Annotated in this window: 22 protein-coding genes and 1 tRNA gene; 6 read left to right on the plus strand and 17 right to left on the minus strand. The window is 61.1% G+C overall.

Annotation, left to right across the window (positions count from 1 at the left end; translation table 11 throughout):
• The 9 genes from pheS to PCO31010_RS04375 form a co-directional block, all read right to left on the minus strand.
• Positions 1-1,014, minus strand: a complete 1,014-nt coding sequence (gene pheS / locus PCO31010_RS04335; RefSeq protein ID WP_039397704.1) for a phenylalanine--tRNA ligase subunit alpha — start codon at positions 1,012-1,014, stop codon at positions 1-3.
• Between the two features lie 149 nt (positions 1,015-1,163).
• Positions 1,164-1,523 (minus strand): 50S ribosomal protein L20, encoded by a 360-nt coding sequence (gene rplT / locus PCO31010_RS04340; RefSeq protein ID WP_010806048.1) that lies wholly within the window; start codon positions 1,521-1,523, stop codon positions 1,164-1,166.
• 25 nt (positions 1,524-1,548) lie between these two features.
• On the minus strand, positions 1,549-1,746 hold the full coding sequence (rpmI, locus tag PCO31010_RS04345) for a 50S ribosomal protein L35 (protein ID WP_010806049.1): 198 nt from the start codon (positions 1,744-1,746) through the stop codon (positions 1,549-1,551).
• 178 nt (positions 1,747-1,924) lie between these two features.
• Entirely contained in the window at positions 1,925-2,443 is a 519-nt protein-coding gene (infC, locus tag PCO31010_RS04350; RefSeq protein WP_373275412.1) for a translation initiation factor IF-3, read from the minus strand.
• A gap of 52 nt (positions 2,444-2,495) precedes the next feature.
• Positions 2,496-4,403, minus strand: coding sequence for a threonine--tRNA ligase (thrS, locus tag PCO31010_RS04355; RefSeq protein ID WP_150663127.1), 1,908 nt, complete (start codon positions 4,401-4,403; stop codon positions 2,496-2,498).
• A gap of 237 nt (positions 4,404-4,640) precedes the next feature.
• Positions 4,641-4,717: transfer RNA gene (locus PCO31010_RS04360), tRNA-Val, on the minus strand.
• 182 nt (positions 4,718-4,899) lie between these two features.
• A complete protein-coding gene (locus PCO31010_RS04365) occupies positions 4,900-7,170 on the minus strand; it encodes a RelA/SpoT family protein (RefSeq protein ID WP_150663128.1) in 2,271 nt (756 codons plus the stop codon).
• Positions 7,171-7,217: 47 nt separating this feature from the next.
• Positions 7,218-7,574: a RidA family protein gene (locus PCO31010_RS04370; protein ID WP_039397700.1), complete on the minus strand. Its 357-nt coding sequence runs from the start codon at positions 7,572-7,574 to the stop codon at positions 7,218-7,220.
• 66 nt (positions 7,575-7,640) lie between these two features.
• The gene (locus PCO31010_RS04375; RefSeq protein ID WP_150663129.1) at positions 7,641-8,519 is read right to left on the minus strand and encodes an alpha/beta fold hydrolase; all 879 of its coding nucleotides are present in this window, start codon (positions 8,517-8,519) and stop codon (positions 7,641-7,643) included.
• Between the two features lie 164 nt (positions 8,520-8,683).
• Between PCO31010_RS04375 and PCO31010_RS04380 the strand changes: the two genes are divergently transcribed.
• Positions 8,684-9,475, plus strand: a complete 792-nt coding sequence (locus PCO31010_RS04380; protein WP_150663130.1) for a 3-hydroxybutyrate dehydrogenase — start codon at positions 8,684-8,686, stop codon at positions 9,473-9,475.
• Between the two features lie 262 nt (positions 9,476-9,737).
• Here the strand turns inward: PCO31010_RS04380 and PCO31010_RS04385 are convergent, their stop codons facing one another.
• Positions 9,738-10,376, minus strand: coding sequence for a CoA transferase subunit B (locus PCO31010_RS04385; protein ID WP_039397694.1), 639 nt, complete (start codon positions 10,374-10,376; stop codon positions 9,738-9,740).
• Positions 10,377-10,399: 23 nt separating this feature from the next.
• The gene (locus PCO31010_RS04390; protein WP_039397691.1) at positions 10,400-11,098 is read right to left on the minus strand and encodes a CoA transferase subunit A; all 699 of its coding nucleotides are present in this window, start codon (positions 11,096-11,098) and stop codon (positions 10,400-10,402) included.
• A 227-nt stretch (positions 11,099-11,325) separates the two neighbouring features.
• On the opposite strand from PCO31010_RS04390, the gene PCO31010_RS04395 reads away from it, so the two are divergent.
• Positions 11,326-11,871: a PAS and helix-turn-helix domain-containing protein gene (locus tag PCO31010_RS04395; RefSeq protein ID WP_039397689.1), complete on the plus strand. Its 546-nt coding sequence runs from the start codon at positions 11,326-11,328 to the stop codon at positions 11,869-11,871.
• Positions 11,872-11,876: 5 nt separating this feature from the next.
• On the opposite strand, the gene PCO31010_RS04400 is transcribed toward PCO31010_RS04395, so the two are convergent.
• The 3 genes from PCO31010_RS04400 to PCO31010_RS04410 all read right to left on the minus strand — a co-directional run bounded on the left by PCO31010_RS04400 (position 11,877) and on the right by PCO31010_RS04410 (position 14,588).
• Positions 11,877-12,350 (minus strand): acyl-CoA thioesterase, encoded by a 474-nt coding sequence (locus tag PCO31010_RS04400; protein WP_150663131.1) that lies wholly within the window; start codon positions 12,348-12,350, stop codon positions 11,877-11,879.
• Positions 12,351-12,519: 169 nt separating this feature from the next.
• Complete coding sequence (locus tag PCO31010_RS04405; protein ID WP_150663132.1) at positions 12,520-13,584, minus strand: DctP family TRAP transporter solute-binding subunit; 1,065 nt, start codon at positions 13,582-13,584, stop codon at positions 12,520-12,522.
• Between the two features lie 227 nt (positions 13,585-13,811).
• Complete coding sequence (locus PCO31010_RS04410) at positions 13,812-14,588, minus strand: SDR family oxidoreductase (RefSeq protein WP_046292318.1); 777 nt, start codon at positions 14,586-14,588, stop codon at positions 13,812-13,814.
• Between the two features lie 178 nt (positions 14,589-14,766).
• On the opposite strand from PCO31010_RS04410, the gene PCO31010_RS04415 reads away from it, so the two are divergent.
• Together PCO31010_RS04415 and PCO31010_RS04420 are read left to right on the plus strand one after the other, a co-directional pair.
• Positions 14,767-16,437 carry an electron transfer flavoprotein-ubiquinone oxidoreductase gene (locus PCO31010_RS04415; protein WP_150663133.1) on the plus strand — a complete coding sequence of 557 codons (1,671 nt, stop codon included), beginning with the start codon at positions 14,767-14,769 and terminating at the stop codon, positions 16,435-16,437.
• A gap of 54 nt (positions 16,438-16,491) precedes the next feature.
• Positions 16,492-16,806: an MliC family protein gene (locus PCO31010_RS04420; RefSeq protein ID WP_174984312.1), complete on the plus strand. Its 315-nt coding sequence runs from the start codon at positions 16,492-16,494 to the stop codon at positions 16,804-16,806.
• Between the two features lie 114 nt (positions 16,807-16,920).
• Here PCO31010_RS04420 and aroC read toward each other — a convergent pair whose 3' ends face one another.
• From aroC to PCO31010_RS04435, 3 genes are read right to left on the minus strand one after another with little or no spacing between them, the layout of a single operon-like run.
• Positions 16,921-18,024, minus strand: coding sequence for a chorismate synthase (aroC, locus tag PCO31010_RS04425; RefSeq protein ID WP_150663135.1), 1,104 nt, complete (start codon positions 18,022-18,024; stop codon positions 16,921-16,923).
• Positions 18,025-18,060: 36 nt separating this feature from the next.
• Entirely contained in the window at positions 18,061-19,980 is a 1,920-nt protein-coding gene (locus tag PCO31010_RS04430) for an MFS transporter (RefSeq protein WP_150663136.1), read from the minus strand.
• Positions 19,977-20,432 carry a CBS domain-containing protein gene (locus PCO31010_RS04435; RefSeq protein WP_039397675.1) on the minus strand — a complete coding sequence of 152 codons (456 nt, stop codon included), beginning with the start codon at positions 20,430-20,432 and terminating at the stop codon, positions 19,977-19,979. The genes PCO31010_RS04430 and PCO31010_RS04435 overlap by 4 nt, the downstream gene beginning before the upstream one ends.
• A gap of 374 nt (positions 20,433-20,806) precedes the next feature.
• On the opposite strand from PCO31010_RS04435, the gene PCO31010_RS04440 reads away from it, so the two are divergent.
• Together PCO31010_RS04440 and PCO31010_RS04445 are read left to right on the plus strand one after the other, a co-directional pair.
• A complete protein-coding gene (locus tag PCO31010_RS04440; RefSeq protein WP_150663137.1) occupies positions 20,807-22,114 on the plus strand; it encodes an O-acetylhomoserine aminocarboxypropyltransferase in 1,308 nt (435 codons plus the stop codon).
• Positions 22,111-22,926: an alpha/beta fold hydrolase gene (locus tag PCO31010_RS04445; protein ID WP_150663138.1), complete on the plus strand. Its 816-nt coding sequence runs from the start codon at positions 22,111-22,113 to the stop codon at positions 22,924-22,926. Before PCO31010_RS04440 ends, PCO31010_RS04445 begins: the two co-directional genes overlap by 4 nt.
• The last annotated feature ends 107 nt before the right edge of the window (positions 22,927-23,033 follow it).

Consider the following 23,033-nt stretch of genomic DNA (forward strand, 5'->3'; position numbering starts at 1 on the left):
TTACATGAATTGGCGCAGGAAGCGCAGATCGTTCTCATAGAACAGACGCAGATCCTGCACGCCGTAGCGCAGCATCGTCAGACGCTCCAGGCCCGAGCCAAACGCGAAACCGATGTAGCGCTCGGGGTCGAGACCCATATTACGGACCACTGACGGGTGCACCTGCCCCGATCCCGAAATCTCCAGCCACTTGCCGGCGTTCTTGCCGGTCTCGAACTGCATATCGATTTCGGCGGACGGCTCCGTGAACGGGAAGTACGACGGGCGGAAACGCACCTGAATGTCGTCACGCTCGAAAAACTTGCGCAGGAAGTCGGTGTACACACCCTTCAGGTCGGCGAAGCTGATGTCTTCGGCAATCCACAGACCTTCGACCTGATGGAACATCGGCGAGTGCGTGGCATCGGAGTCGACACGATACGTACGTCCCGGCGCGATCACCTTGATCGGCGGCTTGTTCATGCGCGCATAGCGCACCTGCATCGGGCTCGTGTGCGTGCGCAGCAGCAGCGGCTTGCCCGCATCGTCATTGCCTTCGACGTAGAAGGTGTCCTGCATCGAGCGCGCCGGATGATTCTCGGGGCTGTTCAGGGCAGTGAAGTTGAACCAGTCGGTTTCGATCTCGGGGCCGTCGGCCACGTCGAATCCGATGGAGCGGAAAATCTGTTCAACGCGCTCCCAGGTGGTGAGCACGGGGTGCAGACTGCCAGCGCCCAGGCCTCGGCCGGGCAGCGTGACGTCGATAGCCTCAGCGGACAGGCGCGCATCGAGCAGCGCGTCGGCCATGGCTTGGCGGCGCGCCTGCAGGGCGCCTTCGATCTGTTGCTTGGCCGCGTTGATCCGTGCGCCTTCGGTCTTGCGCGTTTCAGGATCAAGCTTGCCGAGGCCCTTGAGCAACTCGGTCAGTTGGCCGGTCTTGCCGAGAAAGCGGGCTTTCTCGTTTTCCAGCGCGGCGGCGTCGGGAGCGGCGGCGAACGCACGCTGCGCTTCGCTGACGATAAGTTCCAGATCCATATGCTACAGACTCAAGTTAGGCGGTCGGAATGGCCGCGTGTACCAGCGAAAACAAGCGGAAAGGCAAGCAAAAAACAAAAGGGGGCTCCGATGAGAGCCCCCTCTTGGCGAACGGCGCGCTATCAAACGCGCTATACGCTAACTACAGCTTAGGCTGCGACGGCGGCTTTCACCTGAGCGACAATCGCGGCAAATGCCGGCTTGTCGTTGATGGCCATGTCGGACAGCACCTTGCGGTCGAGTTCGATCGAGGCCTTCTTCAGACCAGCGATGAACACGCTGTAGGTCATACCGTGCTGACGCACACCTGCATTAATACGCGCAATCCACAAGGCGCGGAACACGCGCTTCTTGTTACGGCGATCGCGGTAGGCGTATTGCCCAGCGCGCATGACCGCTTGCTTAGCGATGCGGAAGACGTTATTGCGGCGGCCGCGGAAACCCTTGGCTGCTGCGATGACTTTCTTATGGCGGGCCCGTGCGGTGACCCCACGTTTGACTCGAGGCATGTTTCTCTCCTATCTAAGTCGGGGTTTAAGCGAAGGGCAGCATTGCGCGTACGGAGTTCAGATCAGACTCATGAACGCCGACGGCACCGCGCAGGTGACGCTTATTCTTGGTGGTCTTCTTCGTCAAAATGTGACGCTTGAAGGCCTGACCACGCTTGACGGTACCGCCAGGACGCACGCGAAAGCGCTTCTTGGCACCGCTCTTGGTTTTCATCTTAGGCATGAAAAACTCCAGGGTTTTTAACATGATCACAGGTGTGACGCCAAAATCGCGCCCCTTTTAGAACCTGAGACCACTTATTTTCAGGGCCGGACTGCACCCTGCATCGCTGCCGCGCCCTTAACAGACAACGGCGACAATTCTTTGCTGCCCGGCGGCGTCGTTCGACACCGCCACGGCATTATTTCTTCTTCGGCGCGATGACCATGATCATCTGACGGCCTTCCATCTTCGGCATCTGTTCCGGCTGGCCGACCTCTTCGAGATCGGACTTCAGACGTTCCAGCATACGAGCACCGATTTCCTGGTGAGCCATCTCACGACCGCGGAAACGCAGCGTGATCTTGGTCTTATCGCCGTCTTCGAGGAAACGCTTCAGATTGCGCAACTTGACGTTGTAGTCACCGTCGTCCGTGCCAGGTCGGAATTTGACTTCCTTGATCTGAACAATCTTCTGCTTCAGCTTGTTCTCGTGCGCCTTCTTCTGTTCCGAATACTTGAATTTGCCGTAGTCCATCAACTTGCAAACCGGCGGATTCGCGGTCGGTGCAATTTCCACCAGATCGACATCAGCCTCTTCGGACAGACGGAACGCCTCTGCCAGCTTCACAATACCAAGCGGCTCGTTGTCGACGCCATTTAGACGCACTTCAGGCGCAGTAATTTCGCCATTTATGCGATGCGACTTTTCGGTAGCGATGTTGCTTATCCTCGAAAAAAGTCAAAAATTTAGCCGCGCTGTCCGACAGGCGTTATTGGAACGATGCGCATTCTTGCGCAAGACGTTCGATGAGCGCGTCAACGGGCATCACACCCAGATCCACGCCGCCACGGGCACGCACGGCTACCGTATTTCCCTCCTGCTCTTTGTCCCCCACTACCACGAGATAGGGAACTTTCTGCAGAGAGTGCTCGCGTATTTTATAGCTAATTTTCTCGTTGCGCAAATCGCTCCGAGCCCTAAGCCCTTGTTCTTTCAACTTTTTCGTCACTTCCTGGGCGTAATCGGCCGTTTTTTCCGAGACATTCATCACGATCACCTGCTCCGGCGCCAGCCAGACAGGCAATGCACCAGCATGGTGCTCGATCAGAATCCCGATGAAACGCTCGAGCGAGCCAAGGATTGCGCGGTGAAGCATGACCGGACGCTTGCGGCTGTTGTCTTCGGCCACGTATTCGGCGTCCAGGCGCTCCGGCATCGAGAAATCGACCTGCATCGTGCCACATTGCCACTGACGGCCAAGCGCATCCTTGAGCGTGTACTCGATCTTCGGACCGTAGAATGCGCCGTCGCCCTCGGCGATCTCGAATTCGCAGCCCGAACGGCGCAGCGATTCCATCAGCGCGAATTCGGCTTTATCCCAATTTTCGTCCGAACCGACTCGATGCTCAGGGCGCGTTGCGACCTTGTAAATCATGTCCGTGAAGCCGAAATCCTTATAGACCGCATGCAGCAGCGCCGTGTAGTTCACGCACTCGTCGAGGATCTGGTCTTCCGTACAGAAGATGTGACCGTCGTCCTGCGTAAAGCCACGCACACGCATCAGGCCGTGCAGACCGCCCGACGGCTCGTTGCGATGGCACTGACCGAACTCGCCGTAACGCAGCGGCAGATCGCGGTAGCTGTGCAGCGCCGAGTTGAAAATCAGGACGTGTCCCGGACAGTTCATCGGCTTGAGCGCGTAGGCGCGGTTCTCCGATTCCGTCGTGAACATGTTGTCCTTGTAGTTCTCCCAGTGCCCCGACTTTTCCCACAGCGAACGGTCGAGAATCTGCGGACCCTTCACTTCCTGGTAGCCGTTGTTACGGTAGACGCGGCGCATATATTGCTCGACCTGCTGCCAGAGCGTCCAGCCCTTCGGGTGCCAGAAGATGAGGCCCGGCGCTTCCTCTTGCATGTGGAAGAAGTCGAGCGCGCGGCCGAGCTTGCGGTGATCGCGCTTTTCGGCCTCTTCGAGCATGTGCAGATACGCGTCCTGGTCTTCCTTCTTCGTCCAGGCCGTGCCGTAAATGCGCTGAAGTTGCTCGTTCTTCGCGTCGCCGCGCCAATAGGCGCCGGCCACCTTCATCAGCTTGAAGACTTTGAGCTTGCCCGTCGAGGGGACGTGCGGACCACGGCACAGATCGACGAACTTGCCTTCGCGGTACAGACCGATTTCGTCCGTGGCCGGGATCGATTCAATGATTTCGGCCTTGTACTTCTCGCCCATCGACAGGAACAGACGCACGGCGTCGTCGCGCGACAGCACTTCGCGCGTCACCGGCTCGTCCTTCTTGGCGAGCTCGTGCATCTTCTTCTCGATGGCTTCGAGATCTTCCGGCGTGAAAGCGCGATGGAAGGAGAAGTCGTAGTAGAAGCCGTTTTCGATGACAGGACCGATCGTGACCTGCGCCTCGGGGAACAGCTCCTTGACCGCATAGGCCAGCAAGTGAGCCGTCGAGTGACGAATGACGTCAAGGCCGTCGGCGTCCTTGTCCGTGACGATGGCGAGACTCACGTCGCGATCGATCAGATAGGACGTATCGACCAGCTTGCCGTCGACGCGGCCCGCCAGGGCAGCCTTGGCCAGACCCGTACCGATCGAACCGGCGACTTGCGCCACCGTCAGCGGCGCTTCGTACTGGCGTTGCGAACCGTCAGGCAAACGTACCGAAATCATGTCGCACTCCCATGCGCAAAAACGTCACGCGCGGCCCACGCCACGCGGAAAACCACGAAAAAAAACGGCCTCGACTGTCGTCGAGGCCGTCTCTTCATTCCTTGCATCCAGACGAAAAACACCCTCGACTTAACGTCGCACCTTCACCACTGTGAAAGTTCGGGCAGTCTTCAACATGAGTGTTTTCCAGCGCCTGTGTCTGCGGGGCTTCGCGGACTGTAATGCATTAAATTTCGTTGGTAGGCTCGATTGGACTCGAACCAACGACCCCCACCATGTCAAGGTGGTGCTCTAACCAGCTGAGCTACGAGCCTACTGCAAGAGAACGAGATTCTAGCAAGGTTTCGTCACATCGCCAAGCGATTATTGTGCCTGCCGACGAAAAACCGCATCAATCAAGGCTTTCGCGCGGGGTCGCGACGTCCATTGCCGCATCGCACTGTCTGCGGCGAGCTCCGGGCAACTCGCCCGACAGCGCTCGCCGCCAACAGCCATTTCAACGCCTGCGCGACGACACCACGCCCGTCACGCCATTCAATTGCGCCAGGGCGCGCTGCAACTGCCCAGCGTCGCGCACCTCGACCGTGAACTGCATAAACGCCTGTGCACCGCGCGATTGCGTGCTGACGCCCGTTACATTGAGCTTCTCCCGCGAAAACACTTCGGAGATGTCGCGCAGCAGACCCTGACGATCCGTCGCCTCGATCTGGATATTGACCGGATAAGCCGCAACGCCACGCCCTTCGAGCACGTCGGACGACCACGCCGTCTGAATCACCCGCTCGGGCGCGCGCGCCTTCATCGACTGGAAACTACTGCAGTCCTGGCGGTGGATCGACACGCCCTTACCCCGGGTGACGAAACCCACAATCGGATCCGGCGGCGCCGGCCGGCAGCACTTGGCCAATTGCGTCAGCAAGGCGCCGACGCCCACCACCAGCACACCGCTCTTCGCCCCCTGCGCAACACTCGTATCGAGACTCTTCTTGGCGACGACCGTGTCGTCGTCCTTCGGCTCGGGCCCCGGCAGATTGCCCGAGAGCGCCTGCTCGACGTGCCGCAGGCTAAATTCGTCTTTGGCAATCGACGCGTAGAGATCGTCCGGCGCGCGAAAACCCAGACGCGCCGCCAACTCCTCAAGGTTGACGGACGTCTTGCCCTCGCGTTGCAACGTCTTGTCGATGATCGTGCGGCCGTGCGCAATCGTCTCTTCGAGGTCGATGGTGTTGAACCACTGACGCACCTTCTGACGCGCCCGATGGCTCTGCAAATACCCGAGTTGCGAATTGAGCCAGTCCCGCGACGGACCACCCTGCTTGACCGTGACGATCTCGACCGTCTGCCCGTTCTGCAACGGCGTATTGAGCGGCACCATCGCACCATCGACACGTGCGCCGCGGCACCGATGCCCCAGCTCCGAATGCAGGTGATAAGCAAAGTCGACCGGCGTCGCCCCTTGCGGCAGCGCAATCACACGCGCCTGCGGCGTAAGCACGTAGATGTGATCGTCGATCGTCGCGCGCTTGAGCTGCTCCCACGGCTGCACCGCAGCCTCGGCCCCCACGGTATCGGCGACATCGTCCTTCCACGCGAGAAGCTGACGCAGCCACGCGATCTTCTCGTCGTAAGCTTCGTTCGCCGAAAACGCACCGCCGTAACCCCGCTGTCCGGCCTCCTTGTAGCGCCAGTGCGCCGCAATGCCGTACTCGGCGAAGTGATGCATTTCGTTCGTACGAATCTGCACTTCGAATGCTCGCCCGTCGTCGCCGATGACGACCGTATGCAGCGACTTGTAGCCGTTCGGTTTCGGACGCGAAATGTAGTCGTCGAATTCTTTCGGAATCGGTTGCCACAGGTTATGGACAATGCCCAGCACCGTGTAGCAATCCTTGATGTCGTCGACGATCACGCGAAACGCCCGCACATCGTAAAGCTCGGCAAAATCGACCGCCTTGCCGCGCATCTTCTTCCAGATGCTGTAGATGTGCTTCGGACGCCCGGACACTTCGGCCTTGACGCCCGCACGCGAGAGCTCGTCCTGAAGCCGCTCGATCGCCCCTTCAATGAACGTCTGACGCTCGACGCGTTTTTCTTCCAGCAGCTTGGCGATCTGCTTGTATGTGACCGGCTCCAGGAAACGGAACGCGAGATCTTCAAGCTCCCACTTCAGTTGCCAGATACCGAGCCGATTGGCCAGCGGCGCATAAATTTCCAGCACCTCGTGCGGCATATCTTCGGGCGGCGCCTTTTTCTCGGCCGCATACCAGCGCAGCGATTGCAGACGCGACGCCAGCCGGATCATCACGACGCGAATGTCCTGCGCAAATGCGAGCAGCATCTTGCGCAGCCCTTCGACCTGCGACTTTCGCTCCGCGATGGCGTCGCGATCGCGGCCATCGACCGGCATCGCTTGCGCGGCACGCGCGCCAGCGCCCGAGAGCCGTTGCAGCTTGCGTACGTCAATCACGAGCGCGGCGACTTCGGCGCCGAACTTCTGTGTCAGCGTCGCTTGTGGATCGGGGAGGAATTCGACGGCAGAAAAGAGCGCCGCCGCCTGGTGCGTCGCCTCGTCCACGCGCAGCGTGTCGAGAATCGCGATCATGCCGCGCGCGTGCGCCATGATCGGTTCACCGGAAGAGAGAACGTGCTCGCCGCACAGTGTCGCGGCGAACGCGAGTGCGTCGTCCAGAGTAGCGGGCAATGATGCATCACCCACACCCGGCGTCGAACGCGACTCAGTGGATGTCGGTGCTTGGTGTTGGTTCATGTCGGAACACGGGGCGACCAGCGCCCCGGATGTTGCGGGTCGTGCACTCAGCTTTCGCGCTGAGCTGCCACGACCACGATTTCAACAAGCATGGCAGGGTCGGCGAGCAACGCCTGCACCGTAGCACGCGGGGGCGCATTGCCTGCCGGCACCCACTCGTCCCACACCTGATTCATTTCACCGAAGTACTTCATGTCCGAGATGAAGATCTGACAGGACAGAATGAGCGACTTGTCGCTGTTCGCTTCGCCGAGCAGGCGGTCGATGTGAGCGAGCACCTGACGCGTCTGACCCGCCATATCCTGTGAACGGTCGTCGGGGGTCTGACCGGCCAGATAGACGGTGCCATTGTGCACAGCCATATCCGACCAGCGCTTTTCGACGTAGAAACGTTGTACTGCCATGATGTAAAACTCCTCGTGTTCTTCTGACTCTGGACCTACCGCCACCCCGCGTCGCACGGACGCGTCTCAGTCGGCATATCCCTCATAAAATCGGCGTGCGATCTCGATCTGATCCGCATGCACAAAGGTCGGCGCGTGTCCCACGCCGGGAATTTCAACAGCGCGCGCGTGTTGCGCGTGCGCCAGCATCTGGTCGAGCGTCGTGCGCGAAAGCAGGTCCGACTGCTCGCCCCGCACGATCAATGTTCGCCCCGGGAACGCGGCAAGCGACGCCCAGAGCATGGCTTCTCCCGACGCGATGGTCTCAGGCGTCACTGCCGAGAAGGCCGCTCCGATCGACGGATCGTAACGCAGCACATAGCCATCGCCATCCGCCTTGAGCAGCGGCTCGCTCAGCGCAAGCCACTCCTGACGGGTATGCGGCCCGAACGCCGACGAGATCGACCAGATGTAATCTGCGCCTTCGTCGATCGATGCAAATCGCTTCGGGATACCAACATACTGCCCGATGCGCGCGAGGGCTGGTGCATCGATATGCGGCCCCACGTCGTTGAGCAGCAGGTTACGAATCGGCGTATCCGGCAAACCCGCGAGTCCCATGCCGATGAGTCCCCCCATCGACGTACCGAACCAGTCGACGGTCGCAACGCCGAGACGGGCGATAAGCGTCACCATGTCCGCAACATACTGCGGCACAACGTAACCTGCAGGGTTCAACAGCCAGGACGACTGGCCACGCCCCACCACGTCGGGGCACACCACACGGTAGTCGTTTGCGAGCGCGTTCGCCAGCGCGTCAAAATCGCGACCGCTGCGCGTGAGCCCGTGAACACAGACCAGCACACGAGGGTTCTCGGGATCGCCCCACTCCGCATAGGCCATTCGATGCAACCCGGATGGACTCAGACACTGAACGTTCGACAGACGCGGCGCGTGACTCGGCATGGCAGACTCATCGGATCGGTTTCCAGACTCGAATTCTACCGCGCTTGCCGCAAACCGTAAGCTAGAATGAGGTCACTCATGAGCCGCATCAAACCGCAGTTCGCGGTCCACGCTCGTCGACATCGTATTCCTCCCCCACCTTCCTCCCGCACGGAGACGATGCAATGCTGAAAGGAAAAATCGCCCTCGTGACCGGCTCGACCAGCGGCATCGGTCTGGGCATGGCACAAGCGCTTGCGGCACAAGGCGCCACCCTCATCACGAATGGCTTCGGAGACGCAGATACGGCACGCAAGGCCATTGCCGATGCCGCAGCGAAGGCGGGCCATACGGGCACACAAGTCGGCTATCACGGTGCCGACATGAGCCGCGCAAGCGAGATCGAGGCGATGATGCAATATGCCGAATCGGCGTTCGGCGGCGTGGACATTCTGGTCAACAACGCAGGCATTCAGCACGTCGCGGAAATTCAGGATTTTCCGACGGACAAATGGGACGCTATCATCGCCATCAACCTGACGTCCGCTTTCCACACCACGCGACTTGCCTTGCCCGGCATGCGCACGCGCAACTGGGGACGCATCATCAACATCGCGTCGGTCCATGGACTCGTCGGTTCAGCGGGCAAGTCGGCGTATGTGGCAGCCAAACACGGGATCGTCGGCCTGACGAAGGTCACGGCTTTGGAAAATGCGCAGACCGGGGTGACGGCCAACGCGATCTGCCCAGGTTTCGTGCTCACGCCGCTCGTGCAAAAGCAGGTAGACGACCGAGCAGCCCGTGACAAGCTGTCAGGGGACGAAGCCAAGCGTTCGCTGCTCGGCGAGAAGCAACCTTCCGGAGAGTTCGTCACGCCCGAGCAGCTCGGTGCGCTCGCCGTCTTCCTGTGCAGCGACGCCGCCGCGCAAGTCCGCGGGGCTGCATGGAACATGGACGGTGGCTGGACGGCGCAGTAAGGCGACAAAGGCAGCGACAAAGGCAGCAACGAAGGCAGCACCAAAGGCAGTGACGGCGTTGATGCGGCGTTTCATCCGTTGGCCAACAATGCCGATCATCAAAACAAAACGGGCGGAGAAGGTCTCCGCCCGTTTTGCCTTGCACAGTCCAACTTCCTACATCACCGATGACCGGGTTCAACGGCCCGAGTCATCCTCAGCAATTCGGTACCGCGCATTGCCCGGCAACCTACCGGGCAATCCAGCAACAATCGCATCGACCTCAGACGGCGCTCGTATCGAGCTGTGCCCCGGTCTTCTGCGAGATTTCTTCCTTCGTCACGCCCGGCGCCAGTTCGATGACCTTCAGACCATCCGGCGTGATGTCGATCACACCGAGGTCGGTAATGATGCGATTGACCACGCCCACACCGGTGAGCGGCAGATCGCAGGCCTTGAGGATCTTGTGCGCATCGCCCTTGGCCACATGCTCCATGAGCACCACCACGCGACCGACGCCAGCAACGAGGTCCATCGCACCGCCCATGCCCTTGATCATCTTGCCCGGGATCATCCAGTTCGCGAGGTCGCCCTTTTCGCTGACCTGCATCGCCCCGAGAATCGCCAGATTGATGTGACCGCCGCGAATCATCGCGAACGAATCGGCCGACGAAAAGATCGACGAGCCCGGGAGCGTCGTCACCGTCTGCTTGCCGGCGTTGATCATGTCGGCGTCGACTTCGTCTTCGGTCGGGAACGGACCGATGCCGAGCAGGCCGTTTTCCGATTGCAGCCAAACTTCCATGCCGTCCGGCACATGGTTCGCCACCAGCGTGGGCAAACCGATGCCGAGGTTCACGTAAAAGCCGTCTTCGAGCTCTCGCGCCGCGCGCGCAGCCATTTCGTCACGATTCCATGCCATGGTTATCTCCTTGATCTCGGCGCTTACTTGGCACGTACCGTGCGTTGTTCGATGCGTTTCTCCGGATGTGCATTCAGCACAATGCGCTGAACGAAGATCCCCGGCAGATGCACGTCGTCCGGATCGATCGAACCGGTTTCGACCAGTTCTTCGACTTCGACGATGGTGATCTTACCGGCCATGGCAGCCATCGGATTGAAGTTGCGGGCGGTGCGATTGAAGACGAGGTTGCCTGCACGGTCAGCCTTGGCAGCCTTGACCAGCGCCACGTCGGCGCGCAGCGAGCGCTCCATGACGTACGTCTCGCCGTCGAACTCGCGCGTGTCCTTACCTTCGGCAACCACAGTGCCCACGCCCGTCTTCGTAAAGAATGCCGGAATGCCGGCGCCGCCGGCGCGCAGCTTCTCGGCCAGCGTGCCTTGCGGCGTAAACTCAAGTTCGAGCTCGCCCGCCAGATACTGACGCTCGAATTCCTTGTTCTCGCCCACATACGACGAGATCATTTTCTTGATCTGACGCGTCTCCAGCAGCAGACCGAGGCCGAAACCGTCGACGCCGGCGTTGTTGCTGATGCAGGTGAGCCCCTTGACGCCCGAGTCGCGCAATGCGGCGATCAGGGCCTCCGGAATGCCACACAGGCCGAAGCCACCGACGGCGAGCGTTTGCCCGTCTGCGACGACACCGGCGAGCGCCTCCTTGGCGCTGGCGTATACCTTGTTCATCGTTTGTCCCTTTCCCTCGGTTGAGAATTGAAATTATGCCGCGCACCCGCGCGTTGCGAGGCTTGCGACAGCCCGCCAACGCTGCGGACTACGCACCTCATGCAATCTCAGAGCTTACGGTGGCACGCAAATGGGGCACAATACGTGAAATTACATATCTTCCCGCGTACCGGGCCGCCACACGCAGCTCCCACGCGGGAGACCCGACCGGATCCGTATCTCCCCCAATGCCGACGTTCGATTACCAGACAGCTTTTCACATCGCCCCCGTCGGTCTGGTCATTTCGCGCCAGCGCATCATCGAGGACTGCAACCGCCAACTCGGCAAGATCTTCGGCTACGCGCACGAAACGCTCATCGGCCAGTCTTTCCAGGTACTGTATCCGTCACCGAAGGAATTCGAGCGCATCGGTGAACGCATTCCGCCCATCATGAGTACGCAAGGCGTCTATTCGGACGAACGCATCATGCGACGTGCCAACGGCGAATTGTTCTGGTGCCACGTTACAGGCCGTTCGCTCGACGTCAAGGATCCGCACGCCGCAGGCCTCTGGACCTTTGAAGACATCTCCGCCACACGCCGCGTCGCCGTCGCGTTGACCGCCCGTGAACGCGAAATTGCTGCCCAACTCGTGCAAGGCAAAACGAGCAAACAGATCGGCAAGATTCTCGAGATCAGCCCGCGAACCGTCGATATCTACCGCGCCCGTCTCATGCAGAAATACGGCGCCGGCACGGCAACGGAACTGGTGCAACGTCTGCTCGGCAATTGAACGTCTCAGCCCTCGGTGACCAACGTACGCACGGCCTCAGGTAGCGGCACCGACTTCTCAGCCTGATAGTTCACCCAGACGATTTTCGCGCCGCCTTCGGCCACGAGAATGTCCGGCGTATCGGCGCGTCGCAGTTCGAAGCGCGTGTCGATGCTGCTGCGTCCCGGTGCGCCGATAAACATGCGGCAATCGATATCGCCGGGATAGCGCAATTGACGCAGGAACGTCATGTTGGCATTGACGATGACGGGGCCCTCGCCCGTATCGCGCTCTTCCGACGCGATGTCCAGCGTTTCCAGCCACGAAATACGCACCTGCTCCATGTAACGAAAGTACACGGTGTTATTGACATGCCCGAAGGCGTCCATATCGCCCCAGCGAATGGGCATGCTCATACGAAAGACTTCTTTGTACTCTGACGACACTGCAATTCCCCATGATGAAAATCGACGCCCTGCCTTGAACTGACAGGGCGTCATGGAGATGAAGTGTAGCGCTTCGGCTGGTGTGGCGCGCGTCAGACTGCCGAGATTCGCCTCGACGAGCCGTCATTTAGGAGTGGCGAGAGGGCCGTGTATCGGAAGTTTCCGAAGCGTCCAAAGTACCCGAAGCACCTCGCCACCCCCGGCAATGCGACGGACCCGCGTCTTACTTGCGAGTCCCGAGGGACGGCGACTTGCTGCTGATCGACTCATCCCTGACGGCCGCTTCGGCCTTTTCGACCAGATCGCGCCCGACAAGCGCCTTCCACTTCACGTAGACCGGCCGCGTCGCATCGACAAAGCGCTGGCGCTGCTCAGGGGTCAGTCGTGTGACCTTCACCCCGCGGGACTCCAGGCTTTCCCACATCCCCTGCCCACTGCTGAGCAGATCCTCACGGGCCAGCGTGACTTCGAAGCGAGCCGCCTCCACCGCAGCGTCGCGCACGATGTCGCGATCCTGCGGTGACCAGCTATCCCAGACCTGGCGATTGACGACGAAGACGATGGGGTCGGCCACGTAGTCCCATACCGTCAGGTAGCGCTGCCCGACGGTATCGAGCCGCGTATTGTTGAATATCGTGACCGGATTTTCCTGGCCGTCGATCTTGCGGGCTCGCAACGCGCGAATGGCCTCGCCCCACGTCATCTGAGTGGGCACCGCGCCGAGCGCTGTGAAGATATCGTTGAACAAGAGCGAGCCGACAACGCGAAAGCGCAGCCCTCTCATGTCTTCCGGCGAGCGAATCGCGCGACGCGAATTGGTCACCTGGCGAAAACCGTTCTCCCCCCACGCCAGCGGCACGACCCCCTGCTCCTCCACACGACGGAAGAGTTCACGGCCGACCTCACCCTGTGTGAGCGCATCGAGCGAGCGATACCCGCGCAGCAGGAATGGCAGCGAGAAAACGTTGAATTCGGGAATCGCCGACGACCAGTTGATCGTCGAACCGACAGCCATGTCGATGACGCCCTGACGCAGCGCCGTGAATTCGCGCGTCTGATCTCCGCCCATGAGCGTGGCGTTGGGGTGGAGCCGGATGTTGATGCGCCCTTGCGTGCGCTCACGCACCATGTCCGCCCAGAGCTGCGTGCCCTTGCCCCACGGTGTGCCGCCATCGGGCACGATCGACAGCGTGTATTCGGCCTTGTAAGGTTGCGCGGCCACTGGCAGCGCGATTGCGGCGAGGGCAAGCGCGACTCCGACGAGCCCCCGCCAGCCTTGATTACGCATGTTGTCCTCGAGATGATTCGGGATCCGACGTCAACACGACGCCCTTCGTGATCCGCTGCGCGTCCATGAACGTCAATAAGCGTTCTGGAGTGCCGGGAAATTATGCGCCCGTCGTCACTGCGCTGACTGCCTCGGACAATCCCCGATTGCCGCATTGCAGCGAGCCTGCGCAATCGGCCGACCGCCTGCGATGGCCTTGCCAGGCGGCCATCGGACGGCCGTCGCGCTTAGCCTACCGCCAGACCATCGTCGATGGTCATGATCGAGCCGTTAATGAAACGGGAATCGTCTGAGGCCAGAAGCAGAATCAACCCATCAAGGTCGCCGGGCTCGCCAACGCGCTGGCGCGGCAACATCTGGATCAGCTTGCGGCCGGCTTCGGTCTGCCAATGATCGTGGTTGATTTCCGTATCGATATATCCCGGACAGAGCGCATTCACATTGATGTTGTAGCGTCCCCATTCGAGCGCCATCGAACGGGTCATATGAATCACGGCGGCCTTGCTCATGCAATAGACACCGAGCATGGAAATCGCCCGTTGCCCGGCGACCGAGGCCACATTGATGATCCGGTGTTGCCGTTGCGGGTCGCCCTTGCTGCGACGGATCATGCGCTTGGCCACTTCCTGCGCCACGAAAAACGCACCGCGCGTGTTCGTATCGACGACGTAATCGAAATCTTGCGGCGTCACATCGACCAGCTTTTGCTGGGTCGACACCCCTGAGTTGTTAATCAGAATGTCGATAGCACCCGCTTCGGTCTCGGCATGCGCGACCCCGGCACGAATACTGTCGTAGTCGGTGACGTCGAGCGGCACAACGTGCGCGGCGCCGCCCTGAGACTCGATTTCCGCCCGCAATTCCTTGAGTCGCTCCACGCGACGGCTGGCCAGCACAACCTTCGCCCCCGCCTGCGCGAGCACTTTGGCGAACTGCATGCCAAGCCCGCTCGACGCCCCCGTGACCATTGCGACTTTGCCTTCCAGATTCAGCGAACGCCCCATCGTCTTCTCCCTCGTGCCTCGACACCCGTTGAGCAACGGCGTCGCCAACCGGCTCGCCGCTAGAGCTTCCTACCTACCAAATCGAACGACCGTACTATTAATATGCGGTTGCGAGGTGTTCCCCATTCCCGGAAAATGGCCGCACCCACGAATTCTAACGTTTATAACAGGAGCATCAATGGATCCCAAGCTGCTTGAGCAGTACGGCCCGAGGGAGTCGATGGAGTATGACGTCGTCATTGTTGGCGGCGGTCCGGCCGGCCTGTCCACGGCTATCCGTTTGAAGCAACGCGCACAGGAAGCGGGCAAGGAAATTTCCGTCTGCGTCCTGGAAAAAGGCTCGGAAATCGGGGCCCACATCCTGTCCGGCGCGGTCATGGATCCGCAAGCCCTGACCGAGCTCATCCCCAACTGGAAGGAACTCGGCGCACCGCTCGACACCCCCGTCGTCGAAGACCGCTTTCTGTTCCTGAGCGAAACCGGCGCAACCTCCACGCCTTCATGGCTGCTGCCTGCCTGCTTCCAGAATCACGGAAATTACGTCATCAGCCTGGGCAATGTCGTGCGCTGGCTCGGTCAGCAGGCCGAAGCGCTGGGCGTCGAGATCTTCCCGGGCTTTCCTGCCGCCGAAGTGCTTTATGACGAAAACGGCGCGGTCATGGGCGTGGCGACCGGCAATATGGGTGTCGGCAAGGACGGCGAGCCGACCGAGAACTTCCAGCTCGGCATGGAGCTGCACGCCAAGTACACAATCTTCTCGGAAGGTGCGCGCGGCAGTCTCGGCCGCCAACTGATGCGCAAATTCAACCTCGACGAGGGGCGCGACCCTCAGGCGTACGGTCTGGGCATCAAGGAATTGTGGGAAATCGATCCGTCCAAGCATAAGGAAGGCCTGGTGATTCACACGGCGGGCTGGCCGCTCAATTCGAGCACCTACGGCGGCTCGTTCCTCTACCATCTGCCGAACAATCAGGTGGCCGTCGGCTTCATCGTCGGGCTGGACTACAGCAATCCGTATCTGTCGCCGTTCGAAGAGTTCCAACGCTACAAGACGCATCCGTCGATTCGTCACTTCCTCGAAGGCGGCAAGCGCATTTCGTACGGAGCTCGCGCCATCACGGCAGGTGGATTGCTCGCGCTGCCGAAACTGGTGTTCAAGGGCGGTGCGTTGGTCGGTTGCGAAGCCGGCTTCCTCAACGTCAGCCGCATCAAGGGCAGTCACGCCGCGATCAAGAGCGGCATGATGGCCGCCGATGCTGCGTTCGATGCCGTCACAGCAGATCGCCAGCGCGATGAGCTGACGGCCTACCCGGCTGCGTTCGAGCAATCGTGGTTGCACGAGGAACTGAACAAGGCGCGCAACTTCAAGCAGTGGTTCAAGAAGGGGTTGACGGTCGCGACGCTCATGACCGGCATCGAGCAAAAGCTGCTCGGCGGCAAAATGCCCTGGACGATTCATCGCAAGAAGGCCGACCACGAATGCCTGCTGCCGGCCGCGCAATGCCAGCCGATCGTCTACCCGAAGCCGGACGGCAAGCTCACGTTCGACCGCCTGTCGTCGGTGTTCATCTCGAACACCAATCACGAAGAGAACCAGCCTGCTCACCTGACGCTCAAAGACGCAAGCGTGCCGGTCGGTATCAATCTGAATGAATACGCCGGACCGGAACAACGCTACTGCCCGGCCGGTGTGTATGAGTTCGTGAAGAACGACGACGATTCCGAGCGTTTGCAGATCAACGCCCAGAACTGCGTGCACTGCAAAACGTGCGACATCAAGGACCCCACGCAGAACATCGTGTGGGTCACGCCGGAAGGCGGTGGTGGTCCGAACTACCCGAATATGTGATGTTGTATTGCCGCCGGTTCGCCCGGCGGTTTTTATTTGCACACAGGAGGCATGATGTCGAGAATTTCCGTATGGATGTCGGGCGCGATGTTGGCAAGCGCCCTCGCACTGACCGGCGGCGCCGTCCAGGCCAAGACGGTCAGCTACCTGTGCGACAACCAGCACGTCGCCGTGCTCGTCTACGACGATCACAACCTCGGAGGCGACGTCACGTTGTACTGGATGGGCAAACGCGAGGTCCTCAAGCCGACGCGCGCCGCGAGTGGGGAAAAGCACGTCGGACGCACACTCATCTGGTGGAGCAAGGGTCCCGAAGGCACGCTGTACACCGCCAAGGGCGAGCAGCCCATCACGCAATGTCGCGAGTGATCGTGCCAACGGAAAGATGAGGCCGCAGATGTGAAAAACGCCAGACCCATCGTCTGGCGTTTTTTTGGGGGTTCAGCATGTCGGCTCGCGCCGCGTTACTTCGCCCTACTCCGCTCACTCCGGTGCGCGCGCCGGGATGATTGGCGTGTTCACGTGGACATCGCCGCACTGCGCACGATGACGCAGCGCATGGTCGATCAACACGAGCGCCAGCAACGCTTCGGCAATCGGCGTCGCGCGAATGCCAACGCAGGGATCGTGACGGCCAAACGTCTCCACCGTTGACGGTTGTCCATTGACGTCGATCGACTGGCGCGGCGTGCGAATGCTCGACGTCGGCTTGATGGCAATCGAGACGTCGATGTCCTGCCCCGTCGAAATGCCGCCCAGAATCCCACCTGCGTTGTTGCCGACAAAGCCTTCCGGCGTCAGTTCGTCGCCGTGCTCGGACCCCTTCTGCGTCACACTGCGGAACCCCGCACCGATCTCGACGCCCTTGACAGCATTCAACCCCATCATGGCGTGAGCGATATCGGCATCCAGGCGATCGAACAGTGGCTCCCCGAGACCGACCGGCACGCCCGTCGCGATCACACGCAACTTCGCGCCGACCGAATCCCCGGCCTTACGCAGATCGTCCATGTACGCTTCCAGCTGCGGGACGACCTCTGCGTTTGCTGCGAAAAACGGATTCTGGGGCACTTGGGACCAATCGGTCTGCGGAATTTCGATATCGCCGAGCTGCGTCATACAGCCGCGCACCTGCACGCCAAAGCGCTCCGCCAGCCACTTCTTCGCCACAGCCCCCGCCGCCACGACCGGCGCCGTCAAACGCGCCGACGAACGTCCGCCGCCGCGATAGTCGCGCACGCCGTATTTCTGCAAATAGGTGTAATCGGCGTGCCCGGGACGGAACGTCTGCACGATGTTGCCGTAATCCTTGCTGCGCTGATCGGTGTTGCGGATGAGCAAGGCGATGGGGGTGCCCGTCGTCACACCCTCGAATACGCCCGAGAGAATCTCGACGGCATCCGGCTCGTTACGCTGCGTCACGTGACGCGACGTACCCGGACGGCGACGATCCAGTTCCACCTGAATGTCGGCTTCCGTCAGCGCCATTCCCGGCGGACATCCATCGATCACACAGCCGATGGCCGGGCCATGCGATTCGCCGAAAGTGGTAACGGTAAACAGGGTTCCAAGCGTATTGCCAGACATACGGGGATCAGATTGGGGTGTGACGGGAATTGTCTATTATACCGGCCAGGGGCCGCGAAGCTTGAGTACCTTGTCGCGCAACGATTCGGGCGTCGCCTGCGCCGGTGCGACCGGCTCGCCGACCACCAGTTCCAACCGGTTCAGAATGCCCCGCTTGAACGGACGCGTCATCGCTGCCCCGCCGTGCCGCGAAAAGAAACTTCCCCAGAGTCCGCGCAGCGCCATCGGCACCACCGGCACAGGCGAGCGCTCGATGATGCGTTGCACGCCCTGCCGAAACACTTGCAGGTCGCCCGACGCCGTGAGCTTGCCCTCCGGGAAGATGCAAACCACATCCCCCGCGTCGAGCGCCTTGGCAATCTGCGCGTAGGCGCGCTCCAGACCCGCCGCATCTTCGTGCGCCGGCGCAATCGGAATGGCGCCCACGGTGCGGAAGAACCAGGACAGCACGGGAATTTTGAAAATTCGATGATCCATCACGAAACGCACCGGGCGACGGATCGACGCGCCGATCACCACGGCATCGGCAAAGCTCACGTGATTGCACACCAGCACGCAAGGCCCCTCGTCCGGAATCTGATCCGCCCCTTTCACCTCGATCCGATAGATGGTGTGAAGCATTAACCACATCACGAAACGAATCAGGAACTCGGGTAGCAAGGAGTAGAGATAGACGGCGACGAGCGCGTTAAGAATGCCGGTGACGAGATATAACTGATCGATGGTCAGCCCGGCTTTCGTGAGCATCATGGCCATCACCGCAGACACGACCATGAACAGCGCGTTGAGAATGTTGTTCGCGGCAATGATGCGCGCGCGATGCGACGGCGCACTCCGGCTCTGAATGAGGGCATACAACGGGACGCTGTAGAAGCCACCGAACATCGCCAGCAGGAACAGATCGGCCAGGATGCGCCAATGTGCGGGTTGCGAAACGAACTGTCCGACCGTCTGCAACGCCCCGCCGGGCGCGCCGCCCCGACTCGCGAAGTACAAATCGACAGCGAATACCGTCATGCCGATCGACCCGAACGGCACCAACCCGATTTCCACCTTGCCTCCCGAGAGCCGCTCACAGAGCAGCGACCCCATGCCGATGCCGACGGAGAACATCGCCAGCAGCAATGTCACGACGTCGGGGTTCGCCCCCAGCACGTCGCGCGAGAAATTGAAGAACGATGCGAGGAAAGTGGCCCCAAGAAACCACAACCACGAAATACCGAGCAGGCTCTGAAACACGGCGCGATCCTTGCGCGCGATGCTCAGATTTCGCCACGTCTCAGTGAACGGATTCCAGTTGATGCGCAGGTCCGGCTGTGCAGCAGGTGTTTGCGGCACCCAGGTGGAGACCAGACGCCCCAGCATCGCGAGACCGATACACACGCCGCCGATCCACGGCAGTGCCCCTGCGCCCGCGCCCGCCAACTCGCCGCCGATAATCGTGCCGACAAGAATCGCCACGAACGTGCCCATTTCGACGAGCCCATTGCCCCCCACCAACTCATGATTGGCGAGGTGCTGCGGGAGATAGGCGTACTTCACCGGCCCGAACAGCGTCGAGTGCAAACCCATCAGGAACGTGCAGATATACAGCAACGGCGCGCTCGTCCAGACGAACCCGGCGGCGCCCACGACCATGATGGCGATCTCCAGCGTCTTGACGAAGCGGATCAGCCGGGCCTTGTCCCACTTGTCGGCAATCTGCCCGCTGGTCGCGGAGAACAGGAGAAACGGCGCGATGAAAATGGCCGATATCAGGAACGCCGCGGTCTTGCCATCGACGTCCTGAAAAAGCGATGCGTGATACGTGACGAGCGACGTGAACGCGATCTTGAACACGTTGTCGTTCATCGCGCCGAGGAACTGCGTCCAGAAGAACGGCGCGAAACGGCGTTCCTTCAGCAGTCGTGATTGGTGGCCGTCGCCGCGAGCCTCGCGCTGACTGGCCTCACTCACTTTGCGTTTTCCGCTTCCTCGGCCGGCCAGTCGCGAATGTAGGCCTTGAGCATACGGTTCTCGAAGGATTGCTCCTCGACGACCGCACGGGCCACATCGTAGAAGGAAATTACGCCCATGAGCGTGCGGCTTTCCATGACCGGCAGATAGCGGGCGTGGCGCTCGAGCATCATGCGACGCACTTCGTTGACGTCTGTCTCCGGCGTGCAGGTCAGCGGATGGTCATCCATGATCTTGCGAATCGTGGAGCCGCCGACCGTGCCGCCGTTCTTGCTGATCGTGTTGATGATCTCGCGAAACGTGAGCATACCCACAAGATCGCCGTACTCCATTACGACGAGCGAACCGATGTCGTGTTCCGCCATCGTATCGACGGCATCCGCCAGCGACGTCTCCGGGGTCACGGTGAAAAGGGTGTTGCCCTTCACTTTCAGGATGTCAGACACACGCATGGCACACACTCCTCATTGTGTTGCTCCGGCAATCGTGGCGGAACGCTGCCGCCGACGTTGCCGGACTCGGCTTGCGAGACGGATGGCCGGCGCGTACGCCCGCTGTCTCCGTGTCAAATAGTGATTAGAACCTGTTCGGTGGATGCTATCGGAAAGCGTCCCAAAAGGAAAGGCGAAGAACGCCGTCATCGCCGTACCACGCGGGTTTTCAGCCGATTCTGCCCCTCTCTCGGACAACACCTTATCCCTGACATGAGACAACACCGCAATTTCCCTGATCACCCCCGTAATGCCCGCCGGAGCGCACGAAGGTGGTGCTAGGATTGCCGTATACGTAAAGTTCACGTCACACCACCTGCGAGGCCATCCACGACATGTCAGTCCCGCACTTCGATACGCTTGCCCTGCACGCCGGGGCGGCCCCCGATCCCACCACGGGAGCGCGCGCCACACCGATCTACCAGACCACCTCCTTTGTGTTTTCCGATGCCGATCAGGCGGCCGCCCTGTTCAATATGGAGCGTGCCGGGCACGTGTATTCCCGGATTTCGAATCCGACGAACGCGGTCTTCGAAGAACGCATGGCAGCGCTGGAGAACGGCGTCGGCGCGATTGCAACGGCGAGCGGACAAGCCGCGCTGCATCTGGCCATCGCGACACTGATGGGGGCGGGTTCGCATATCGTGGCGTCAAGCGCGCTCTACGGCGGTTCGCACAATCTGCTGCATTACACGTTGCGCCGGTTCGGCATCGAAACGACGTTCGTTCGCCCCGGCGATCTGGCGGGCTGGCGGGCGGCCGTTCGCCCCGAGACGCGCCTGTTTTTCGGCGAGACGCTGGGGAATCCCGGCCTCGATGTGCTCGACATCGCACAGGTCGCGGACGTCGCACACGACGCGGGCGTTCCCCTGCTCGTCGACAGCACGTTCACGACGCCGTGGCTCATCCAGCCCTTCGAGCACGGTGCGGACCTCGTTTATCACTCGGCGACCAAATTCCTCGGCGGTCACGGCACGACCATCGGTGGCGTGCTGATCGACGGCGGCACGTTCGATTTCGAGAAAAGCGGCAAATTTCCCGAGCTCACCGAGCCCTATGACGGCTTCCACGGCATGGTCTTCGCGGAAGAAAGCTCGGTCGCGCCGTTCCTGCTGCGTGCACGGCGCGAAGGGTTGCGCGATTTCGGCGCATGCCTTCACCCACAGGCCGCCTGGCAACTGCTTCAGGGGATCGAAACGCTTCCGTTGCGCATGGCGCGCCACGTCGAGAATGCGCGCAAAGTTGTCGAGTTCCTCGCGGGTCACGAAGCGGTCGAGAGCGTCGCCTACCCCGAGTTGGCATCGCACCCCGATTACGCACTGGCGAAACGGTTACTCCCGCGCGGGGCCGGTGCAGTGTTCAGTTTCAACCTGAAGGGAGATCGCGAAGCCGGTCGGCGATTCATTGAAGCCTTGCAGCTGTTCTCGCACCTCGCGAACGTCGGCGACGCACGCTCGCTGGTCATTCATCCCGCGTCCACCACGCACTTCCGCATGGACGCCGCCGCCCTCGCCGCTGCCGGCATCGGGGAAGGCACGGTACGCCTGTCCATCGGCCTGGAAGACGCCGACGATCTGATTCAAGACCTCAAGCGAGGCCTCAAGGCAGCGGTGAAATCGTCTTCGAAGGGGCAGGCACGATGAATTTCGACATTGCCGACAATAACGTCTACGCCTACACCGCAGGCAAACCGATCCAACCGACGCAGCCGACCGTAGTCTTCCTGCATGGCGCCCAGCACGATCACAGTGTCTGGGGACTGCAGAGTCGATATCTGGCGCATCACGGCATGAACGTGCTCGCGCTCGATCTGCCGGGGCATCATCGCAGCACCGGTGCACCGTTAAAGACTATCGGCGCGATGGCGGATTGGGTAGTCGCAGTGCTCGACGCGGCGGGTGTCGAGCGCGCAACATGGGTGGGCCACAGCATGGGGTCCCTGATCGCACTAGACGCGGCGGCACGCCATCCGGCACGTGTCTCGCGCATCGCGCTGGTGGGCACGGCCTACCCGATGAAAGTCGCAGACACATTGCTCAGCGCCGCCGCCGAGCGCGAGTCCGAGGCTATCGCACTGGTCAATGCGTGGTCGCATAGCACGCTCGCGGCCAAACCGTCCGCGCCGGGCCCCGGGTTCTGGACATGGGGCGGCAACCAGCGGTTGATGGAGCGTGTCGCGCAACGGAATCCGGCCAAAGTGTTTCTTACGGATTTCGAGGCCTGCAACGGCTACGATCAGGGCATGGACGCCGCCGCCCGAATTAAATGTCCGGTGCTGGCCGTGCTGGGACAGCGCGACCAGATGACACCACCGCGCGCCGCGCACGCCCTGCTCGATGCCTTGCGAGACAACGGCGCGCCGGTCAAGGTGGAACTCGTCAATGCTGGCCATGCCATCATGACGGAACAACCGGATGCGCTGCTCGATGCGCTCAAACGATTCTTGCGGGATTGACCCGGTCAGCACGCAGGCATGCAGGTTCGACACAGCATGATCGGGATGTGTGACCAAGATGTAAGGCGAAGACGTCGCTTTCGCCATCCAGGACAAGGAGACTTGCC

It is taken from the genome of Pandoraea commovens (assembly GCF_902459615.1).
Lineage (GTDB): Bacteria > Pseudomonadota > Gammaproteobacteria > Burkholderiales > Burkholderiaceae > Pandoraea > Pandoraea commovens.

Bases quoted from the DNA above. Each gene is read 5' to 3' on its own strand.
- PCO31010_RS04375 (WP_150663129.1), bottom strand. From the start codon at position 8,519: ATGCCGAGTCACGCGCCGCGTCTGTCGAACGTTCAGTGTCTGAGTCCA.
- PCO31010_RS04370 (WP_039397700.1), bottom strand. From the start codon at position 7,574: ATGGCAGTACAACGTTTCTACGTCGAAAAGCGCTGGTCGGATATGGCT.
- pheS (WP_039397704.1), bottom strand. From the start codon at position 1,014: ATGGATCTGGAACTTATCGTCAGCGAAGCGCAGCGTGCGTTCGCCGCC.
- PCO31010_RS04405 (WP_150663132.1), bottom strand. From the start codon at position 13,584: ATGCGTAATCAAGGCTGGCGGGGGCTCGTCGGAGTCGCGCTTGCCCTC.
- aroC (WP_150663135.1), bottom strand. From the start codon at position 18,024: ATGTCTGGCAATACGCTTGGAACCCTGTTTACCGTTACCACTTTCGGC.
- PCO31010_RS04445 (WP_150663138.1), top strand. From the start codon at position 22,111: ATGAATTTCGACATTGCCGACAATAACGTCTACGCCTACACCGCAGGC.
- PCO31010_RS04365 (WP_150663128.1), bottom strand. From the start codon at position 7,170: ATGAACCAACACCAAGCACCGACATCCACTGAGTCGCGTTCGACGCCG.
- PCO31010_RS04395 (WP_039397689.1), top strand. From the start codon at position 11,326: ATGCCGACGTTCGATTACCAGACAGCTTTTCACATCGCCCCCGTCGGT.
- PCO31010_RS04390 (WP_039397691.1), bottom strand. From the start codon at position 11,098: ATGAACAAGGTATACGCCAGCGCCAAGGAGGCGCTCGCCGGTGTCGTC.
- PCO31010_RS04435 (WP_039397675.1), bottom strand. From the start codon at position 20,432: ATGCGTGTGTCTGACATCCTGAAAGTGAAGGGCAACACCCTTTTCACC.
- rplT (WP_010806048.1), bottom strand. From the start codon at position 1,523: ATGCCTCGAGTCAAACGTGGGGTCACCGCACGGGCCCGCCATAAGAAA.
- PCO31010_RS04385 (WP_039397694.1), bottom strand. From the start codon at position 10,376: ATGGCATGGAATCGTGACGAAATGGCTGCGCGCGCGGCGCGAGAGCTC.
- PCO31010_RS04415 (WP_150663133.1), top strand. From the start codon at position 14,767: ATGGATCCCAAGCTGCTTGAGCAGTACGGCCCGAGGGAGTCGATGGAG.
- thrS (WP_150663127.1), bottom strand. From the start codon at position 4,403: ATGATTTCGGTACGTTTGCCTGACGGTTCGCAACGCCAGTACGAAGCG.
- rpmI (WP_010806049.1), bottom strand. From the start codon at position 1,746: ATGCCTAAGATGAAAACCAAGAGCGGTGCCAAGAAGCGCTTTCGCGTG.
- PCO31010_RS04420 (WP_174984312.1), top strand. From the start codon at position 16,492: ATGTCGAGAATTTCCGTATGGATGTCGGGCGCGATGTTGGCAAGCGCC.
- PCO31010_RS04410 (WP_046292318.1), bottom strand. From the start codon at position 14,588: ATGGGGCGTTCGCTGAATCTGGAAGGCAAAGTCGCAATGGTCACGGGG.
- PCO31010_RS04440 (WP_150663137.1), top strand. From the start codon at position 20,807: ATGTCAGTCCCGCACTTCGATACGCTTGCCCTGCACGCCGGGGCGGCC.
- PCO31010_RS04400 (WP_150663131.1), bottom strand. From the start codon at position 12,350: ATGACGCCCTGTCAGTTCAAGGCAGGGCGTCGATTTTCATCATGGGGA.
- PCO31010_RS04380 (WP_150663130.1), top strand. From the start codon at position 8,684: ATGCTGAAAGGAAAAATCGCCCTCGTGACCGGCTCGACCAGCGGCATC.